General features: G+C 69.3%; 16 protein-coding genes and 1 tRNA gene. 8 read left to right on the top strand and 9 right to left on the bottom strand.

The genetic code is table 11. The features are described 5' to 3' along the window. Positions 1-177: 177 nt before the first annotated feature. Positions 178-1,029 (top strand): alpha/beta fold hydrolase, encoded by an 852-nt coding sequence (locus ABI214_RS05360; RefSeq protein ID WP_348606888.1) that lies wholly within the window; start codon positions 178-180, stop codon positions 1,027-1,029. Between the two features lie 5 nt (positions 1,030-1,034). On the opposite strand, the gene ABI214_RS05355 is transcribed toward ABI214_RS05360, so the two are convergent. The 4 genes from ABI214_RS05355 to ABI214_RS05340 form a co-directional block, all read right to left on the bottom strand. After that, positions 1,035-2,384, bottom strand: a complete 1,350-nt coding sequence (locus ABI214_RS05355) for an alpha/beta hydrolase domain-containing protein (RefSeq protein WP_348606884.1) — start codon at positions 2,382-2,384, stop codon at positions 1,035-1,037. A 173-nt stretch (positions 2,385-2,557) separates the two neighbouring features. Further along, positions 2,558-3,706, bottom strand: coding sequence for a sulfotransferase family protein (locus ABI214_RS05350; protein ID WP_348606881.1), 1,149 nt, complete (start codon positions 3,704-3,706; stop codon positions 2,558-2,560). 22 nt (positions 3,707-3,728) lie between these two features. Beyond that, complete coding sequence (locus ABI214_RS05345) at positions 3,729-4,511, bottom strand: SDR family oxidoreductase (RefSeq protein ID WP_280760802.1); 783 nt, start codon at positions 4,509-4,511, stop codon at positions 3,729-3,731. Between the two features lie 2 nt (positions 4,512-4,513). After that, positions 4,514-5,680: a hypothetical protein gene (locus ABI214_RS05340; RefSeq protein WP_348606877.1), complete on the bottom strand. Its 1,167-nt coding sequence runs from the start codon at positions 5,678-5,680 to the stop codon at positions 4,514-4,516. Positions 5,681-5,772: 92 nt separating this feature from the next. Here ABI214_RS05340 and ABI214_RS05335 point away from each other — a divergent pair, with 92 nt between their 5' ends. The 5 genes from ABI214_RS05335 (at position 5,773) to ABI214_RS05315 (ending at position 11,012) form a co-directional block, all read left to right on the top strand. Next, positions 5,773-6,708 carry an IclR family transcriptional regulator gene (locus ABI214_RS05335; RefSeq protein WP_348606874.1) on the top strand — a complete coding sequence of 312 codons (936 nt, stop codon included), beginning with the start codon at positions 5,773-5,775 and terminating at the stop codon, positions 6,706-6,708. Between the two features lie 126 nt (positions 6,709-6,834). Next, positions 6,835-7,761: a sulfate adenylyltransferase subunit CysD gene (gene cysD, locus ABI214_RS05330; protein ID WP_408586098.1), complete on the top strand. Its 927-nt coding sequence runs from the start codon at positions 6,835-6,837 to the stop codon at positions 7,759-7,761. After that, a complete protein-coding gene (gene cysC / locus ABI214_RS05325) occupies positions 7,761-9,614 on the top strand; it encodes an adenylyl-sulfate kinase (protein ID WP_348606871.1) in 1,854 nt (617 codons plus the stop codon). Before cysD ends, cysC begins: the two co-directional genes overlap by 1 nt. Beyond that, complete coding sequence (locus ABI214_RS05320; RefSeq protein ID WP_348606868.1) at positions 9,611-10,729, top strand: 3'(2'),5'-bisphosphate nucleotidase CysQ; 1,119 nt, start codon at positions 9,611-9,613, stop codon at positions 10,727-10,729. The genes cysC and ABI214_RS05320 overlap by 4 nt, the downstream gene beginning before the upstream one ends. A 28-nt stretch (positions 10,730-10,757) precedes the next feature. Beyond that, complete coding sequence (locus tag ABI214_RS05315; RefSeq protein ID WP_348606865.1) at positions 10,758-11,012, top strand: helix-hairpin-helix domain-containing protein; 255 nt, start codon at positions 10,758-10,760, stop codon at positions 11,010-11,012. 26 nt (positions 11,013-11,038) lie between these two features. On the opposite strand, the gene ABI214_RS05310 is transcribed toward ABI214_RS05315, so the two are convergent. The 3 genes from ABI214_RS05310 to ABI214_RS05300 form a co-directional block, all read right to left on the bottom strand. Continuing rightward, the gene (locus ABI214_RS05310) at positions 11,039-11,512 is read right to left on the bottom strand and encodes an SRPBCC family protein (RefSeq protein WP_348606862.1); all 474 of its coding nucleotides are present in this window, start codon (positions 11,510-11,512) and stop codon (positions 11,039-11,041) included. After that, entirely contained in the window at positions 11,509-11,862 is a 354-nt protein-coding gene (locus ABI214_RS05305; RefSeq protein WP_348606860.1) for an ArsR/SmtB family transcription factor, read from the bottom strand. The genes ABI214_RS05310 and ABI214_RS05305 overlap by 4 nt, the downstream gene beginning before the upstream one ends. Positions 11,863-11,928: 66 nt before the next feature. Then, positions 11,929-15,222: an arabinosyltransferase domain-containing protein gene (locus tag ABI214_RS05300; protein WP_408586142.1), complete on the bottom strand. Its 3,294-nt coding sequence runs from the start codon at positions 15,220-15,222 to the stop codon at positions 11,929-11,931. Positions 15,223-15,324: 102 nt separating this feature from the next. Here ABI214_RS05300 and ABI214_RS05295 point away from each other — a divergent pair, with 102 nt between their 5' ends. Beyond that, complete coding sequence (locus tag ABI214_RS05295; RefSeq protein ID WP_348606855.1) at positions 15,325-16,362, top strand: TIGR03617 family F420-dependent LLM class oxidoreductase; 1,038 nt, start codon at positions 15,325-15,327, stop codon at positions 16,360-16,362. Between the two features lie 22 nt (positions 16,363-16,384). After that, positions 16,385-17,644, top strand: coding sequence for a hypothetical protein (locus ABI214_RS05290; RefSeq protein WP_348606852.1), 1,260 nt, complete (start codon positions 16,385-16,387; stop codon positions 17,642-17,644). Between the two features lie 62 nt (positions 17,645-17,706). Here the strand turns inward: ABI214_RS05290 and ABI214_RS05285 are convergent. After that, positions 17,707-17,779: transfer RNA gene (locus ABI214_RS05285), tRNA-Arg, on the bottom strand. Between the two features lie 180 nt (positions 17,780-17,959). Further along, positions 17,960-18,685, bottom strand: coding sequence for a DUF305 domain-containing protein (locus ABI214_RS05280; RefSeq protein ID WP_348606849.1), 726 nt, complete (start codon positions 18,683-18,685; stop codon positions 17,960-17,962). Position 18,686: the final 1 nt, after the last annotated feature.

The raw sequence follows: 18,686 nt of genomic DNA, 5'->3' as shown, positions 1-18,686 counted from the left end.
TAAGGCCGGTCTCGACGCGTCGTGGGGCGACCAGCTCAGCGTGCTGACCAACTGGCAGGAACGGGCGGATTCGGGTGAGCCACCCGAAATCGCATGGGCTCGGTCCACTTGCGCACGTGTTGACGGGCCACGGTGGCGCTGCCTACCGTGGCAGGACCCGCATCCGGGAGGGGTCGCATGGATGCTCACACGCACAATCCGGCGAGGATCACCTCGTACGCCCGCCAGGGTTGGAGGTTCGACGTCCGTGACGAGGGGCCGCTCGGCGGCAAGCCCGTCGTCCTGCTGCACGGGTTTCCGCAGGACTCCCGTTCGTGGGATCGACTCGTTCCCCTCCTGCACGCCCGCGGCTTCCGCACCCTCGCGGTCGATCAGCGCGGCTACTCGCCGGGCGCCCGGCCGCGTTCCCGTTGGGCGTACAGGCTCTCGGAACTCACCGCGGACATCGTTGCGCTGATCGACCAGTACGAGCTGGGCCCGGTGCACGTCGTGGGGCACGACTGGGGAGCGGCCGTCGCATGGACACTCGCCGCCCGCAGGCCCGATCTGGTCCGAACGCTCACGGCGCTGTCGGCTCCGCATCCCGCGGCGTTCGTCCGCGCGCTGCTGACGAGTAGTCAGATACGGAAGTCGTGGTACATGTTGGCGTTTCAGGTGCCGGTGCTACCCGAACGGACGTTCACGCCAAGAGGATTCGCCCGTCGAGCCCTGCTCGCCAGCGGCATGACGGAGGCGCAGGCCGATCGCGACCTCGCGGCGATGCGGGAGCGGAGTCGCATTCGCGGGGCGCTGAACTGGTATCGCGCCATGCCGTTCACGACTCCGAAGTCCACCACCGCAGAGGTGCGGGTGCCCACCCTGTACGTGTGGAGCGACCGCGACATCGGGATCGGTCCAGTCGCCGCCAGGCTGACGGAGCGATTCGTCACGGGCCCATACAGGTTCGAGACGTTGCCGGGCGTGAGCCACTGGATTCCGGAGCAGGCGCCCGAACAGGTCGACGCGCTGCTGGGCGCCCACCTCCGCTAGCGGCCTCAGCCTCCGATGCGAGTGCTGCGCGCCGCGGCCACGAGCGTTCGGCCGTCCTCGAAGCGCAGAAACCCTGCGGCGACGGCGCGATCGGTGGCTTCGGAAAAGCGGGTCACGTATGTCTCCTGGTCGGGGTACAGCGACGCCAGGGTGTCCGTGTCGAGGGCGACCGTCGCGCCGTTGTTCGGTACGTGAACGGTCTCTCCCGTCAGCGAGCCGATCGGGACGTCGACGATCGGTGTGCGCACCCCGCCACGGGCATTGCCGAAACGGTCGCGAACGATGCCGGAGTCCGTGGTCTCGATCGGCTCTGCCGACGGGGGCGTGACGCCGTCCGAGACCCAGGTGCGCAGCGCGCGCAGCGCCGATGAGACGACCTGGGCCTGTGGTCCGTCGTTGACGATCGGGATCATCGCGCTCAGGTCGCGGACCGCGCCGAACTGCGCGGTGTACTGCGTGTGGAGGATTCGCAGCGCGTGGGCGTCGGAGTGCGCGGCTCCGGCGATCTCCCACGTGCGGATCCGCTCGGTGTCCGGCTGGCGGGCCGCGACGAACGACCTTGGGCCGGCGCCGCCCCCGAGTTCGAACAGTTCGGTCTCGGTGATCACCTGGAAGACGGGCACGTCCACGTCGGTGCGGATGCGCGCGGGAGCGACCACGGCTGGTCCGTTCGGTCCGTCCAGCTTCGGCAGACCCGTGCCGGATCCGATCGGCGCCCCGAACCCGGCACGGCTGTGAACGAAGAATCCGTCGAACACCCGAGCACGAGGATGAATCGCGTTGACGTAGGTGAGCATTCGCATCGCCGACTGCGACTGGCCCGCCGCCACGAGGCGCTCGACCGTCAGTCCGGCGAGCGGGTCGGCGCCCCGAGGCGCACGCAGCGCCGCACCGGCCTGCGAGAAGATGTCGTACGAGTAGGCATCCCCCGGATGGTGCAGTGGGCCGTATCGCTGCGGATCCCACGCCTTGAGGCCCACGACGTCGGGGCCGAGGGGGCTGCCGCCGGTGCTGTTGACACCGGCGGCCTGGGCGGAGACGCCCACCCACGCGTACCCCTGCAGCAGTTCGGGGTGCATGTACCCGAACTCGACATCCACGTCGACGTTGCCGCTCACGTTCAACCACTCGACGACGACCGTGCCGTTGAACCGCTCCGGATCCTGCGGGGCCCGCACCAGCAGCCGGGTGCGGTACGGGGCCTGCCCTGCGTCGGCGACCGCCCAGCGTCCGTCCGAATCCCACGCGCCGTCCTCGCGGAAGGCGGTGGCGGTGCCGCTGAGGAAGAACTCGTGTTCGGTGTACCCGTACGCGGGCAGGTCGACCGATGTCGCGGTGGCAGGGGTGTCGTGCATCCCCTCGGGGAGTAGGTGGTGGTCGGTGTCGAATCGTCTCGCGTGCAGGAACATCCGGATCGAGCCTCTCTGACAGGGGTCTGCGCCGTTGCAGCCCCCGTGAACAGAAACCCTGCCCCAAATGTGTCTGTGATCACACTGCAGGTCTCGCTGGGTGGGACGTCTTTCTCGGTTCAGCCGCCCGCGTAGTCGCCGAAACGCTCGTCCACTTCCTCGGCCGTGAGCCCGTACTCCTCGAGGGTGTACTTGTGTGCGGGCTTGCGGCTGCCCGACCGGCTCTCCGCGTGCATGTCCTCCATCGCGCGGTGCGCCTGCGCCGACAGCGGGATCGAGAAGTGCGAATAGACCTTCTCCACCGTGCCCAGGGGATCGGCGACGAAGTCGCTGTAGTCGACATCGATGAACTGGGCGGGGTCGTACTTCGACCGCGCTGCGGTGAAGTCCTCGAGCCCACGTGCCCACAGGTCGAGCTGGCTGCGACCGATGACCTCGCCGCGGAACTTGTTCGACCACCCCTCGGTGGCCTGCTCGGCGAGGCTGCACATCGACGGGACGAGCGTGCGCGGCGGGCGGTGTGTCTGGATGATCAGGGCGTCCGGGTACACGGCCATCAGCTCGTCGAGCGCGAACAGGTGGCTCGGGTTCTTGAGAACCCAGCGCCGGTCCTGGTCGTGCAGGCCGATCAACTGCAGGTTCTTCCGGTGCCGCTCGTACGCGTTGGTCCAGTCCTGGCCCTCGAGCCACTTCGAGTACGTCGGCAGGTTCGCCAGACACTCGTACGACACCGATTTGAAGGTCTGCCGCAGCAGCTGCCAGCACTCCTCGACCTCGCCGGCCGACATGTAGTGCACGCCCATGAACTCGGGATGCTCCACGTGATGCTTGCTGAACTGCTGCTCGATCGCCTGGAACACCGGGTTCGATTCCCAGGTGTCCCGGGGCGGACGCGGCTGCGGCATCTCGGTCAGCCACATCTCGAGACCCTGGTGCGCCGGGTCCACCGTGAGCAGTCGGTGCAGCGCGGTGGTGCCCGTGCGCGGCAGCCCGGTGACGAAGATGGGGCGCTCGATCGGCGCCTCGGCGTGCTCCGGGAACTGCTTCCACGCGGCCTCGCTGAGGAGCCGTGCGACCAGGGCGCCGCGCAGGAAGACGCGGGAGATCTTGCTGCCGAACGGCGTCAGGTCCTCGTCCCGCGCGTACGAATCGAGCAGGACCCCGAGTGCCTCGGTGTAATCGTCGGCGCCGAAGTCGTCGAGGCCGGTCATCCGGGTCGCGGACGCGTGCAGGTCCTCGATGGTGCCGACGGTCGTGCGTTCAGTCATGGTGCTCCTTCAGGTCCCAGCTCTAGTGGTGGAACTCGCCGCAGTTGACGTCGAGGCACTGGCCGGTGATCGCGTTGGCCATCGGCGAGGCCAGGAAGATCACGGCGTCGGCCACCTCGTCGGTGGTCGGCAGGCGCTTGAGGTCGCTGTTCGCGGCGGTGTGCTCGTAGATCTGGTCGACCGTGATGCCGAACTTCTCGGCCTGGTGCTCGAAGTACTTCTTCAGGGTGTCGCCCCAGATGTAACCGGGGGCAACGGAGTTCACTCGAATTCCCTGCGGGCCGAGCTCGGTGGCGAGGGACTGCGACATCGCCAGCAGGGCCGACTTGGCCAGCTTGTAGCTGCCGTACCGTTCCTGCGAATGTCGCAGCACCATCGAGTTGACGTTCACCACCGCACCCTTGGACTCCGCGAGGGCCGGCGTGAACAGCTGGGTCAGGCGGAGCGCGCCGAGCACGGTCAGCTCGATCGCGTCACGGATGTGCTGGAAGTCGGTGCGGCCGAACGGCTTCATCGACGGCACCGTGAACGCGTTGTTGATCAGCCCGTCCACGCGGCCGTAGGCGTCGGTGGTGGCGGCCAGCAGGTGCGCCGCCGAGGCGTCGTCGGTGATGTCGGTCGACACCGTGACCGCGCGTCGACCCAGGTCGGTGACCTCCTTGGCGACCTCGTCCAGCCGCGCCTGCGTGCGGGCGGCCAGCACCAGATCGGCGCCGGCCTCCGCGCAGCGCAGCGCGAGGGTGCGGCCCAGCGCCGGTCCCACACCCGAGATGACGATTACCTTGTCCTGCAACAGATTTGTCATGTCTACCCCAGCATTCGGTCGGCGACGGCGGCCTGCCGCTCCGCGATGCGGGCGGCGAAGTCCTCCGGCGTGATCTTGTTGTGTTCGTGGAAAGGCAGTTTCGAGGCGATCTCGTCGAACTTGACCACCTCGACGGTCGGGCCGTCCTCGGGCGTGTACTCGCGTGACGTCCGCTGCCACCGGAACTGCAGGTAGCCACGCGGATGGCCGAGTGCCTCGAGCCAGTTGGTGACGCCCGGGTTCCGCTCGCTGAGGACCATGCGGATCATGCCGTCCGGATCGACCTGCGCCTGGGCGTTGTTCAGCGACGTCTGGTGGTTGATGTAGTCGAGCGAGATGTACCACAGGCTGCCGAGTTGGAAGCCCTGGTACGGCGCATCGGACTTCGGGACGGTGATGATCATCGCCTCGTCGTCGGTGAGTTCGTAGTGGCCCACCGACGAGTACTGCGTCGCCAGGCCGCCCGGCGTGAGGCGCGGCGCGGTGATCGTGTTGACCGGCAGGTTGTCGTAGAACCACTGCGGGAACTGCAGCCACGTCTTGACCCGGCTCACCAGGGCCTTGCCGGCGCGGGCGAACCGCTTCTCGGTCTCCTCGCGCGTCAGTGGCGGCACCGGGACGCCGATGCGGTCGGCGCGCTCGATGCGGATGGTGCCGCGCTTCTGGCTCCAGTCGCTGTAGACCTCGCGGACCACGAGCTGGCTCGAACCGGTGGCGAGCGTGAAGTGGTTGCGGCGTCCGTCCGCCGGTCCGGGGCCGAACGTGGCGACGAACGTGCCGTCGTCCTCGATGTGCAGTTCCCGGTCATCGAAGGCGATCTCGCTGCCGGGGACGTTCGCGTTCGTGTAGTTGCCGCTGAGCACCTGGAAACTCAGGTCCGCCGTGGTGCCGCGGGTGCCGGTCACGATGTACTCGGCGTCGTCGTTGATTCGCGCGCCCCAGTACAGGGTGTCGGGGTTGTCGAGCCCCATCTTGGTGAACGGCCCGGTGCCCTCGAGGAAGCTCGGATGGGTCTTCTCGGTGGCCCAGGCCGCGTGGACGGTCGCGAGGATGCCGCCCGCGAGGTACTGCATTCCCTCCAGCAGATCCTGCTCCGACCGGATGTGGGGGGCGCTCTCGACGAGCTTCTCCGCCTCGGCGATGGCCTCGGCCAGTGGATCCGTCAGCACACCTTGCTCCTTCGATCTGGTGGTACAAATATGTACCTCAGTGGTAGATCAAGCGTTGATCAGACGATAGAACGTGTTTCAAGGAGTGGTCAATGATTTCCGGGGTTGCCGAATCGAGTGAGCCGAGCGGGCGCCGATCCCCGCCCACCGAGCGGGTGGTCCAGGTGCTCGACTTCCTCGTCGCCCGCGACGAGCACCGCTTCGGCCTGTCCGAGCTGGCCAGAGCGCTGTCGATCAGCAAGCCGACCTGTCTCGGCATCCTCTCGGAACTCGTCTCGGGCGGATATCTCACCCGCGACCCGGTCTCGAAGACCTACGGCCTGGGACCGGCGCTCATTGCCGCGGGTCGCGCCGCTCAGCGCGGCTTCGCCGTCGGGCCGATCGCCCGCGCCCAACTCGACAAGATCGCCGCCGAGTTCGGCGCGGTGTGCACGGCGTCCGCGGTGGTGGGTGATCGGGTGATGATCCTCGAGACCGTCGCCCCGCCGGGGATGACGCTCGGGCGGACCGCGGCCCGGGCGGGACAGGCGTACCCGTTCGCGCCGCCTGTGGGCCTGATGTACGTGATCTGGGGTGGCGACGACGCCCTCGAGGCGTGGCTGCGGCGGGAGCCGGCGCTACCGGTGGTGCTCGATCGCGGCCTGCTGCAGCGCGTCGTCGACGACTGTCGGCGCACCGGATACCTCGTCGAGCGGCTCACCCCGGTCGGTCGCAAACTCTTCTCGCTCATGGCGGGCGTCGCCGGGCGGGACCTGCCGACCGAACTGCGCGAGCTGATCGGCGAGATGGTCTCGAGCCTCGGCGAGCGCGTCTACCTCGGCACCGAGACCGCGGTCGACGTCGAGTATCCGGTGAGTCTGATCGCCGCGCCGTGCTACGACGCCGACGGCCACCAGTCGCTGGTGCTGACGCTCGACGTCGGCGGCTCGATCAGCGGCTCGGAGATCGCCCGGCGGGGCGCGGCGCTCGTGGCCGCGGCGGATGCGGTGACGGCCGAGGTTGGCGGACGCCGCCCCGTCCGCCCCTGACGCGATGGTCGGGATGTGGGCCGTTGACCGGTGCATGGAACGCGTTCTATTCTCGGCTCACAGTCAGTATGCGTACCGAGTCGGTACAAAAATGTACCGGTGCGTCGATCCGTCGAGGAGCCGCGCGTGACACCCCTGGCATCCCCGTCCACCTACGAGCTGTCGCACCTGCAGGCGCTCGAGGCCGAGGCGGTCCACATCTTCCGAGAGGTAGCCGCGACGTTCGAGCGTCCGGTCCTGCTGTTCTCCGGCGGCAAGGACTCCGTGGTGATGCTCCACGTCGCCGCCAAGGCGTTCTGGCCGGCGGCGCTGCCGTTCCCGGTGATGCACGTCGACACCGGTCACAACTTCGACGAGGTGATCGAGTTCCGCGACCGGACCGTCGAAGGGCTCGGCCTGCGGCTCGTGGTGGCGAGCGTCGAGGACGACATCGCGGCCGGACGGGTCGTCGACGAGACCGGGCCGCGTGCCAGCCGCAACCGCCTGCAGACGCATTCGCTGCTGCGCGGCATCCGGGAGAACAAGTTCGACGCCGTCTTCGGCGGTGCGCGCCGCGACGAGGAGAAGGCCCGCGCCAAGGAGCGCGTCTTCAGCTTCCGCGACGAGTTCGGCCAGTGGGATCCCAAGGCGCAACGACCCGAACTGTGGAATCTCTACAACGGGCGGCATCGCCGGGGCGAGCACATCCGGGTCTTCCCGCTGTCGAACTGGACCGAGCTCGACATCTGGCAGTACATCCTCGAGGAGGAGATCGAGCTGCCGTCGATCTACTACGCGCACCGGCGTCCGGTCGTCGAGCGCGACGGAATGCTGCTGGCGCACACGCGGTTCCTGGCCCTGTTGCCGGGGGAGGAGGCGCGCGCGGAACTCGTGCGGTTCCGCACCGTCGGCGACGCGACGTGCACCGGCTGCGTCGAGTCGTCGGCGGCCACCGCCGCCGAGGTCGTGACCGAGGTCGCGGCCAGCCGCATCACCGAGCGCGGCGCCACCCGCGCGGACGACCGGATCTCCGAGGCCGGCATGGAGGATCGCAAGAAGGAGGGGTACTTCTGATGGTGCACACCCAGCAACTCCTCCGTGTCGCGACGGCGGGCAGCGTGGACGACGGCAAGTCGACGCTCATCGGACGTCTGCTGTACGACTCGAAGTCGATCTTCGAGGACCAGCTCGAGGCGGTCGAACGCAGCAGCCGCGAGCGCGGCACCGAGTACACCGACCTGGCGCTGCTCACCGACGGGCTCCGGGCCGAGCGGGAGCAGGGCATCACGATCGACGTCGCGCACCGGTACTTCGCCACGCCGCAGCGCAAGTTCATCATCGCCGACACCCCCGGCCACGAGCAGTACACGCGCAACATGGTCACCGGCGCCTCGACCGCCGACCTGGCGCTGATCCTCGTCGACGCCCGCAAGGGCGTGCTCGAGCAGACGCGTCGGCACGCGTTCCTGTCGACGCTGCTGGGGATCCCGCACCTGGTGCTCTGCGTCAACAAGATGGATCTCGTCGACTGGTCGCAGGAACGCTTCGAGGAGATCAAGGACGAGTTCGGGCAGTTCGCGACCAAACTTGACGTCCACGACCTCACGTTCATCCCGGTGTCGGCGCTCAAGGGCGACAACATCGTCACCCGCACCGAGAACATGCCGTGGTACGAGGGCTCGTCGCTGCTGCACCACCTCGAGGACGTGCACATCGCGTCCGACCGCAACCTCATCGACGCGCGGCTGCCCGTCCAGTACGTGATCCGGCCGCAGCGGCAGACCGACGCCGATCTGCACGACTTCCGCGGCTATGCGGGCACCGTCGCCAGCGGCGTCTTCAAGCCTGGTGACGAGGTGGTGGCGCTGCCGTCGGGATTCACATCGACGATCTCGGCGATCTGGGGGCCGGGCGGCGAGGAGGTGAAGGAGGCGTTCGCGCCGTCGGCCGTGTGCGTGCAACTCGCCGACGACCTCGACGTCAGCCGGGGCGACACCCTCTGTCGACCGAACAACCGACCACTCGTCGGTCAGGAGATCGACGCGATGATCTGCTGGTTCACCGAGCAGTCGTCGCTGAGCCCCGACGCGCGGTACACCGTCCTGCACACCACGCGGTCCACCAAGGCGCAGGTGGTCCGGCTCGACTATCGACTCGACGTCAACACCCTGCACCGCGACGAGACCGCGCAGTCGTTGACGCTCAACGAGATCGGACGCGTCCAGCTGCGAACCCAGCAGCCGCTGCTGTTCGACCCGTACCGCCGCAACCGGGTGACCGGCAGCTTCATCCTGGTCGACGACACGACCGGCAACACCGTCGCCGCCGGCATGATCACCGGGCCCACCCTCAAGGAATCGAAGGTGGTGTGGCACTCGGCCGCGGTGTCCCGCGACGAGCGGGCGACCCGCGGCTCGACGGTGTGGCTCACCGGTCTGTCGGCGTCCGGGAAGTCCACGGTCGCGGTCGAACTCGAACGACGCCTGGTCGCCGCGGGCGTGCCCGCGTACCGGCTCGACGGTGACAACCTGCGGCACGGTCTCAACGCCGATCTCGGGTTCAGCGCCGAGGACCGGGCCGAGAACGTGCGGCGCGTCGGATCCGTCGCGCAGTTGCTCGCCGACGCCGGCATGGTCGCGGTGGCCTCGCTCATCAGCCCCTATCGCGACGACCGCGACCGCGTGCGGCGTCTGCACGAGGAGGCCGGACTGCCGTTCGTCGAGGTGTTCGTCGACACCCCGATCGAACAGTGCGAGGCGCGCGACCCCAAGGGCATGTACGCCAAGGCGCGGGCGGGGGAGATCACCGGGTTCACCGGCGTCGACGACCCCTACGAGGCACCCGAGAACGCCGAGCTGGTGCTGCGGCCCGAGGACGGCGACCCGGTCGCGCAGGCGGCCAGGATCATGGAGTATCTGAACCTGTGACCACCGACGCCGAACTTGCCGCCGAACTCGCCGCCCGCGCCGGCGAGCTGTTGCTCGAGCTCCGGGCCCGCGAGCTGGGGGAGACCCCGTTGGACAAGGCGGCGGCCAAGGAGCTGGGCCGCCGGGGCGACAAGGCGGCCAACACCCTCCTGCTGGAAGGGTTGGCCGTCGCTCGCCCCGGCGACGCCGTCCTGTCCGAGGAATCCGCGGACGACCCTGCGCGCCTGGGCAATCCGCGGGTCTGGATCATCGACCCGCTCGACGGCTCTCGCGAGTACGGTCTGGCCGGGCGCGCCGACTGGGCCGTGCACGTCGCGCTGTGGGAACGCGATCGGGGCATCACCGCCGCCGCAGTTGCGCAACCCGTACTCGGTGAGGTCTACGTCAGCGGGACCTCGCAGGCGGTGTCGTCGGATCGGCCGCGTCCCCGAATTCTGGTGAGCGACAGCCGCCCTCCCGAGTTCGTGGACGCGCTCGCGCGGCACGTGGGTGGTGACGTCGCCCCGATGGGTTCCGCGGGCGCGAAGGCCATGGCGGTGCTGCGCGGCGACGCCGACGCCTACGTGCACGCCGGCGGACAGTGGGAGTGGGACTCGGCCGCCCCGGTGGGTGTCGCCCTCGCGGCGGGCCTGCACTGCTCCCGCATCGACGGCACTCCGCTGCAGTACAACGAGCCGCACCCCTACCTGCCGGACCTGCTGATCTGCCGGCGTGATCTCGCGGTGCCCCTGCTCACAGGCATCGCCGACCTGGCCGCGACGGCCGCGCCGGTCAGTCCGCGCGTGGCGATGGCGCGCGAGTACATCGACTCGCTCGTCACGCACGACGCGAGCAAGGTGCGTCTCGCCCGGCACTGCCACCGCTACGAGAACGGGCAGCGCACAGGCGATTCCGGCGACGAGATCCGCTCGATGCTCGAGACGGGTGGGCAGTACCGGCCGATCAGCGGGGTCCGTGACCTCGAGTTCCGCGAGTGGGGCTCCGACGTCGTCGCGCGGTTCCTGCTCGACATGAACACCGGCCGTGACACCCTCACCGTCGCGATCACCGAACACTTCTCGATCCCCAGCGCGGAGATCGACTCGATCACCGCGATCATCGAGCCGCACGGCTGAGTCGGGGGCGACCGGTAGGGTCGCCCCCGTGGCATTCGATGACGATGAACGGGCGGCTCTGCTGGCGTTGAAGGGGGTCGGGCCCACCGTCGTGCGACGGCTCGAAGATATGGGCCACGACAGCTTCGACGCGTTACGGTCCGTCCGCGCCGAGGACATCCTCGACGCGGGGGCCTCGATGACCGGGTCGACCTGCTGGCGCAACAGTCCGCAGGCCAGGGCGGCGGTCGCCGCGGTCCTCGAGCGAGCACAGCAGGATCGACCGGAGTCCGCGACCCCGTAGTCGGCCCGCGCTGTCGGGAACTGCGATCACGCTGATGCGGACTCCGCGGCGAGGGCGGCGCCCAGCGCGTCGAGCAGCAGATTGGTGCCCGCCTCGCGGGATCCGGCGTCGTCGTGGCCGTCGAGGAACGCGCCCTGCTCGGTCATCACCAGGCGGGTGCCGGCGCCGGCCGGGAAGAACTCGATGGTGGCCAGCGACACCGAAATCCGGACGTCGTCCATGTGCATGTCGTAGCTGTAGACGATCCGCTCGTTCGGGACGATGTCCTGGTAGATCGACGAGAACGAATGCACAGGACCGCTTTTCGGTCCGCCGCTGATGCTCTCGCGGCCGCCGACGCGGAAGTCCATCACGCCCTCGTTCGACACCCACTCATCGGGGTGGCTGAACCAACGCGCCTTGGCTTCGGGATCGGCGAACGCGTGGAACACGCGGGCGGGGGGCGCGTCATAGACGCGCTCGACGACGAATGTGGAATGGGTGACCGATCGGGTGCTCATGGCGACTCCTCGCTGTCGGGTACTTCGTCGGTCTCGGCGAGATACTCGCCGAGTCGGTCGAGGCGGCGCTCCAGACTCGTGCGCCGCTGGGCAATCCACTGCGCCGCACCGTCGAGCGCGTCCGGGACCAGATGGCACGTTCGGGTCCGGCCGACCTTCTCCGACCGAACCAGACCGCTGGCCTCGAGCACCTGGAGGTGCTGCACGACGGCGGGCAGTGACATGTCGAGCGGGGCCGCGAGCTCGCTGACCGAGGCCGGCCCGCGGCTGAGCCGCTCGACCATCCCGCGCCGACTCGGATCCGACAGTGCATGGAACACCTGGTCGAGCGGTGCGGAATACTTAAGCACACTCTTAAGTATTGCCGAATGTCGAGCAGAGTCAAGACCGAATCGACGAAATACGAGGCCCGGTTGTCAGAAGTGCAGCACCATCGGCCCCGGATTCCACAGACCCGAGCGCCTCTCGTCGACCGTCGTGATGTCCGCCGAGACGGCCGAGCGGTCGCGCGGAGCGAACTGCTCGATCTCTCCCCAGTCGCGGCGCCAGTCGTGATTCAGATACGACGGGATCGTGCGGGCCTCGAGCAGCTGATCCGTCCAGCCGAGTGGTCCGCCACCGAAGTGGTCCTGCCACAGATTCGTCGAGACCGCACCGCCGCGGTCCGGGAGGATCCGGTAGTGCGGCACCTCCGCGACGCCCTCGTGGTGTGTGAACGGCTGCTGACACGGGAACTGGAGCCCCACCGCCCAGTCGGCGAGGACGGGGGTGTTCGAGCCGACGACGTCGTTCAACGTCCGGGTCTGCGGCACGCGCGGGGGAGTGACCGCGATCCACTGGTCCGGGTCACGGTTCTCGTCCGAGGCGACCAGTCGGACCGCGTCGGCGTCGACGGGCAACTGGTCGAGCGGTACCCGCAGATTTCGCCACGACGGGGCCGGCCCGATGTCGAGCGGGGCCGCGCGCCCGAGCACCGTCACCGATCCGTCGGGACGTCGCGCGCCGTATTCGACGTCGAGATCCTGCCCCGGCGTGACGATGCCGTCCGGATCGACCGTGCGGATGCGGCCGGCGACTGCGATCGAGACGATGTCCCCGCGGGTGCCGTCGTCGCCGATGGCGGGCAGCCCGTACCAGCCGCTGACGAGCTTCGCCGGCGCCTGTTCGCCGCGGCTGTAGCTACCGAGCACCGGGGTGGTCGCCGGGTCGAGGCCGTACGGCAACGCGACGGTACTGCCGTTGACGCCGATCGCGCCCTCGCCGCCGCCGGTGCCGGCCGACGCGTCGGTCGAGGTGGGCTTGGTGTCGGAATCGACGAGATTGGCCGCACCGGATGCGGCCGTGCCCGCGTCCGCGCTCAGGTCGGACGCGACGCCGTTCGGGGTGAATCCCGTCGATTCCTCTCCGGCGAGCGCGTGCGCAGCGTCTCCCGAGATTGGCTGCAGCATGGACGCATTGGGATTCATCTCGAGTAGGACGTCGTTCGCGAGTCCGCAGTTCTGGCCGCGCAACGCGTCGAAGTTCGATCGTGCCAGCGAGTACGCCGGGTACTGGGTGACCGCGCCCTTCGCGAGCGAGAGCACCTCGAACAGCACCATGGCGGCGACCGCGATGGTCAGCGGCGGCAGGGCCCAGATCCGGCGAGTGGGCGTGCCCGGCCGGGGAGCCCCGGAGTCGCGCAGATGGCACCACGCGGCGACCGCCAGCATCAGGATCGACGCCACGAACAGCATCTTGGCCGCGCTGACACCGCTGATCGACGGTGGCTTGTCCCACCACGGCACGCCGTAGTACGAGACGTACCACCAGCCGTTGGGGCCGTTGAAGGAGAGGGCGAGGACGAACAGGACCGCCGCCGCGAACAGCGCCCGATTCCGTGGTGAACGGAGGACGGCCGTGCCGACGGCCACCGATGCGAGCACCGCAATCGCGCCCGCGAGGCCGGCGTAGATGCCGAGATGATGCGTCCATTTGGTGGGGGTGAACATCATCAGGGCCATCGCGCCGAGGGTGATACCGATGATCCGGCGTGACGGCCCGGCCGCGGCGCCCGGGATCCGCCCGCCCTTGCGCAGGATCGTGACGATGCCGACAACGATGCCGAGGAACATCGCGAAGATGCCGAATCGCCGCGTGAGCGAGCCGTCCGGCGCGATGTTGAACAGCCACTGGTACCGGAGGAATTCGGTGGTCCAATGCTCGTTCGGTCCGGCGGCGACGTGGGCGTCCTGCATCGGCGACACCACTGCGAGGGTCTGGTCGGCGAAGATCGCGACCAGGATCACCGTGCCAGACGCGACGAGCGGCAGCAGGAGTGCCGCGTAGCCGACGGTCTTCGCGCGGGCGACGAGGATCCGCAGCAGCGGCCGCGCTCCGGCGAGCAACGCTGCGAAACAGATGATTCCGGACGGGCCGACCGAGAGTGTCGCGGCTGCGACGAGGATCGCGACCGCCGCCGGCAACAGTCGCCGGGTCGCGATGGCGCGCTCGATCGAGCACCACGTGAGCAGTACTCCGGCCGCGACGATCGGTTCGGGCCGCAGGCCGTTGTTGTACGGCAGCCACACCGCGAGGAACGCGAGCGCTCCCGTCCACAGTGCGACCCGACTGGTCCGTGCGGCGATGCCGAGTCGGGGAACGACCTCTCGGCTGAGCACCATCCACGTGACGACGCCCGCGAGCAGCGCCGGTAGGCGCACCCACACGCTCGCGCTCCAGATGTCGTCGAGCAGGCCGAAGATGTAGTAGTACGGCGTGCCGAACGGCGTCTCGGGGACGCCGAAGTAGCGGAAGTAGTTCGACATGTAGCCGGACGACTGCGCCGAGCGGGCCATCGTGTACTGGTAGCCGTCGTCGGCGGTGGTGGCGCCGATGAAGTGCCACAGCACGAGCGTGCCGACGACGACCGCGTCGGCGATGCCGAACCGCCACCAGCGGGCGGGCAGGAACCGTCGGGCACGGCGGCCGTCGGAGCAGTCGAGGCGGTGCAGCGCAACCAGACTCACGAGCGTCGCGAGGATCGCGACGATCATCGCGACGACCTTGATCGGCGTCGGCGACGACGAGAAGCGCGAGTCGATCTCGGCGTTGACCTGCAGTCCGGCCGGAGCGGCGCCGTCGAGATCGCTGAAGACGCCGACCATCTGGGGGCGGAAGTCGCCGTCCAGGGTCTTGGGCGGAATCGCCTCGGCCGCCGGAGATCCGGTGACCGCCGCGACCGTGCGGGTCGCGTCCGACGAGATCGTCACCGCGCAGTCGGCGCCGGTGAGTTCCGGCAGAGGAGCGGAGAGTAGCGCGGTGTCGCGAAGGATCACCTCGAGCCGCGCGGGCGAATCACCGGATGCCGCCACGGTCTTCGCGATCAACCCGTAACGCTCTGCGCCCGGCGCGCCGGCCGGCATCGTGGCGGCCACGAAGCCGCCGGACTCGAGACGCTGCGCCGCCGAACACGGGATCCGGGCATCGAACGTCAGCGGTGCGTACGACACGAGCGGCGCCTCGACGCTCGTCGTCACGCCGTTCTGCGGCCACGACAGGGAGGACTGCTGCTGATCGACCGGAAGCAGCGGAATCGCCACCGCCGACAGCACACCGATCACCGCCGCGACGATCGCGATCACGCGCGCCTGCGCGGCTCCCCACCACCCCGGACCCGCCGGTTCGGCGCCCCGTGTCGGATCTCCTGCGGATGCCTGCTCCGCCCCCACCATGCTCTCGACCACGAGAAGGGATGGTAACGGTAATCACACCTGCCGCGGGCACACTCACCGTGCCGTCGCGAAATCCGGCAATTCGCCGGGTAGAACGAACTGATGAAGGTCTACACAGGAACCGACGCCGCCATCGATCCGACGGCGGTCGCCGACTTCGCTCGTCGCGCCGAGGCGGCCGGCTACGACGGTCTGCACGTCTCGGAGACCGTCCACGATCCGTTCCTCCTCGCGCTGTTGGCGCTGCAGGCCACCGAGCGGATCGTCGTCCGAACGTCCGTGGCGCTGGCGTTCGTGCGCAGTCCGCTGCTGACCGCGTACACGGCGTGGGACCTGTCGAAGCTGTCGGGCGGGCGGTTCCACCTCGGCCTCGGCAGTCAGATCCGTCAGAACATCGAGGAGCGGTACGCCATGGAGTGGTCCGCGCCCGCACCCCGCATGCGGGAGTACGTCGGGGTGGTCCGCGCCGCGTTCGAGACCTTCCGCACCGGCGAACTCGTTGCATACGAAGGGGATCGATACCGGTTCACCCGGATGCAGCCGTACTTCAACCCCGGACCCGATCGGGACACCGTGGTTCCGCCGATCTACCTCGGTGGAGTCGGCAGGCAGATGTGCCACGTCGCGGGCGAGGTGGCCGACGGGTTGGTCACGCACCCCACCAACTCCGATCCGCAGTATCTCGCCGACGAGTGCCTGCCGGTGCTGGCCGAGGGCGCCGCCGCGGCCGGGCGCCCGCTCGACGGCTTCGAGGTGGTCGCGGGACTGCAGGTGATCACGGGGGCGACCGACGAGGATGTGGCCGAGGAGCGGGAACGGCGCCGCCGGCTCTTCGCCTTCCTGTACTCGACCCCCGCGTACCGAGGGGCCCTGGAGCGCCACGGATTCCCGGACCTGCAGGAGCAGTTGGCCGCGTTGGTGCGGCGCGACGAGTGGGATCGCCTGCGGTCGGTCGTCACCGACGACGTCCTCGGCGAGATCGTGCCCACCGCGCGCTACGACGAACTGGCCGAGGTGATTCGACGGCGGCTCGACGGCGTGGCGGACGCGTTCCGTCCGGCGGTCACGCTCGCGTTGCCGGAGAATCCGCACCACGACCGGTGGATGGCCGGTGTCGTCGCGGAGTTGCAGGCGGGATAGCCGAACAGGGGAGGAGATCAGGGTGGTTCGACTCGCTTGGATCGCGGGAGTGGTGGCGGCGCTAGTCAGCGGCATGCTCGCCGGCCGGGTCCTGTGGTCACCGCTGCCCGACGGGTACGTCAGGGCCGAGAGCGCGCTCCCCGCGGTTCTGGTCGCGAACGGGACCGCCGTCGCGTGTGCGGCGGTGGTGGGACTGCTCGTCACCGTGGCGCTGACGCGTCGACGGTCGGTCGCGCTGGTGGCGACCGTCGCGGTGGCGGGGCTGTTGCTCCTCGCGCTGCCGGAAGTGGTGCAGTACCCGAGTGAGCCCGCAGCGCTCCTGTACTCGAATGCCGTTGCCGCCGGACTGGTTCTGGGTGGCGCGTCGACTCTCTCGGGCCGCGACGTGATCGGCCAGGCCGCCCTCGCCGCCGGTGCGATCGGTGCCTTCCTGCTGTCCGGCGCCGTCGTGGAACTGCGTCGGTTCGGGGCGGGAGACACCGGTTGGACCGTGTACAGCCCGCTGCGGGAGGTGGAGTCGAGCGGCGTCGTGGGCCTGTGGCCCGCGGTCGTGGCCGCCGTGGCAGTGGTCGTGACGGCTCTCCTCGACCGTCGGTCGTCGTGGTTTGCTCGCGTCGACACACGGTGGCTCGCAGTAGCTCTCGCCCTGCCCGTCGGGGCGTTCGTCGCCAACTGGATCCTGATGCAGTCCGGCGCCGGCCCAGAGTGGTGGTACGCCTACGTCGGTGTGGCGGTGGCACTCGTAGCCTGGATCGCCTGGCAACTGCCGGGGGCCGACGGGCGGGTGGTGTTCGCGGGGACGGCCGTGCTCGCGGCCGCCACCGGGGGCGTTCCCGCGTCCGGCGACGACTGGTGGACCCTCGCGATCCCCGCGGCATTGATCGCGGTCGGTGTCGTGGCCGGGATCGGACGGCCGATTCCGGCCGTCGGTTTCGTCGCGCTCGCCGTGACGGCTGCTGCCTCCGTGGTGAACTCCGATCAGTGGGACGTGTCGGCGATCGCGTATCTGCTGGTGTTGCCGGCCGCCGCCGGGTACGTCGTCGGGGCCTGCCTTCCCACATCCGCCCCCGCGGCCACCGTCGGACTTTCGCTCCCGTTCACCATCGCGATCCCCAGCGCTGCGGCGGCCGCCTGGACGATCAGTGAGCGGTTCCAGGACGCCGCGTCGCCGTTCGAGGAGCACGCCGCGGTCTCGACGCCCGCCGCCGTCGTCGCGGTCGCCGTGATCGTCGTGTGCGGGGTGGGCGCGTGGGGACTGGACCTGCGGTCCGCGGCACGCTGAATCGGATCCGGTCCGGAAAAGGCCGAAGGCCCCACTCTCGAACGAGAGTGGGGCCTTCCCGGTGCCCCCGGCAGGATTCGAACCTGCGGCCTTTCGCTCCGGAGGCGAACGCTCTATCCCCTGAGCTACGGGGGCGCACCGCGATTTCCGGTGTGCCAGTGGGCGGAGTTAGCGTAGCGCATTGTCGGCGATCATCCACATCGCCTGGTAGATCGGCATTTTTCGCGCCGTGCCGCGACGGCGGAACGAGGTCGGGCGGCGCTCCCGGTGGGGAGCGCCGCCCGACGACGAGTCCGACGAGTCGCGGCAGACCGATCAGTTCATCGGCAGCGGAGTCGCGCCGCGCTCGGTGAGCATGCTCGTCATGAGCGTCGACTCGCCCTGCTGCGTCTCGACCATGGTCTTCGCCAGATTGCGGACCGCGGGCACGTCCGCGTACTGCGCGCCGTACTCCATCATCGGCAGCCCGCCCTGGTGGTGACGCAGCATCAACTGGAGGAACATCACGTCGAGATCGCGGCCCGACGCCTGACCCAGCGCCGAGATCTCCTCCGGGGTCGCCATGCCCGGCATCTTGCCGGTGTCGTGCGCCGCGGGTGCCGCGGTCCCGGTCGCTGCGTGACCCGAATGGCCGGTGTGGCCGTCACCCTCGGTCATCCACGTCATGTACCCACCGCTCGGGAGCGGCGCACGGTCCCACAGCGCGAGCCAGCCCTGCATCTGCCCGACCTGGTTCTGCTGCGTCGTGAGGATGTCGTACGCGAGGTTCTTCACGGCCGGATCGCCCGACTTCGTGAGCGCGATCGTCGCCATGTCGATGGCCTGGTTGTGGTGCACAGTCATGTCCTGTGAGAACCCGACGTCGACGGAATCGGCACTGGGCGTGGCGGATTCGTGGTCGCCGATCGGGAGCCGCGCGAAGAACCCGAGCGCGAACCCGATGGCCAGCACGCCGATCAGCCCGACGACGGAGAGAGCCGTCCGCTGGCTGCGCTTGCCCGGTGCCGTGTCGCCGGCGGTCTGTGCCTCGATTTCGGTCATG

The organism is Prescottella soli (assembly GCF_040024445.1).
Lineage (GTDB): Bacteria > Actinomycetota > Actinomycetes > Mycobacteriales > Mycobacteriaceae > Prescottella > Prescottella soli.
This window is presented reverse-complemented; position numbering and strand designations above follow the sequence as displayed.

What these genes read in the sequence shown, in the direction of transcription:
- ABI214_RS05295 (WP_348606855.1), top strand. Translation starts at nt 15,325, where the DNA reads ATGAAGGTCTACACAGGAACCGACGCCGCCATCGATCCGACGGCGGTC.
- ABI214_RS05300 (WP_408586142.1), bottom strand. Translation starts at nt 15,222, where the DNA reads ATGGTGGGGGCGGAGCAGGCATCCGCAGGAGATCCGACACGGGGCGCC.
- ABI214_RS05280 (WP_348606849.1), bottom strand. Translation starts at nt 18,685, where the DNA reads ATGACCGAAATCGAGGCACAGACCGCCGGCGACACGGCACCGGGCAAG.
- cysC (WP_348606871.1), top strand. Translation starts at nt 7,761, where the DNA reads ATGGTGCACACCCAGCAACTCCTCCGTGTCGCGACGGCGGGCAGCGTG.
- ABI214_RS05335 (WP_348606874.1), top strand. Translation starts at nt 5,773, where the DNA reads ATGATTTCCGGGGTTGCCGAATCGAGTGAGCCGAGCGGGCGCCGATCC.
- ABI214_RS05355 (WP_348606884.1), bottom strand. Translation starts at nt 2,384, where the DNA reads ATGCACGACACCCCTGCCACCGCGACATCGGTCGACCTGCCCGCGTAC.
- ABI214_RS05345 (WP_280760802.1), bottom strand. Translation starts at nt 4,511, where the DNA reads ATGACAAATCTGTTGCAGGACAAGGTAATCGTCATCTCGGGTGTGGGA.
- ABI214_RS05350 (WP_348606881.1), bottom strand. Translation starts at nt 3,706, where the DNA reads ATGACTGAACGCACGACCGTCGGCACCATCGAGGACCTGCACGCGTCC.
- ABI214_RS05360 (WP_348606888.1), top strand. Translation starts at nt 178, where the DNA reads ATGGATGCTCACACGCACAATCCGGCGAGGATCACCTCGTACGCCCGC.
- ABI214_RS05310 (WP_348606862.1), bottom strand. Translation starts at nt 11,512, where the DNA reads ATGAGCACCCGATCGGTCACCCATTCCACATTCGTCGTCGAGCGCGTC.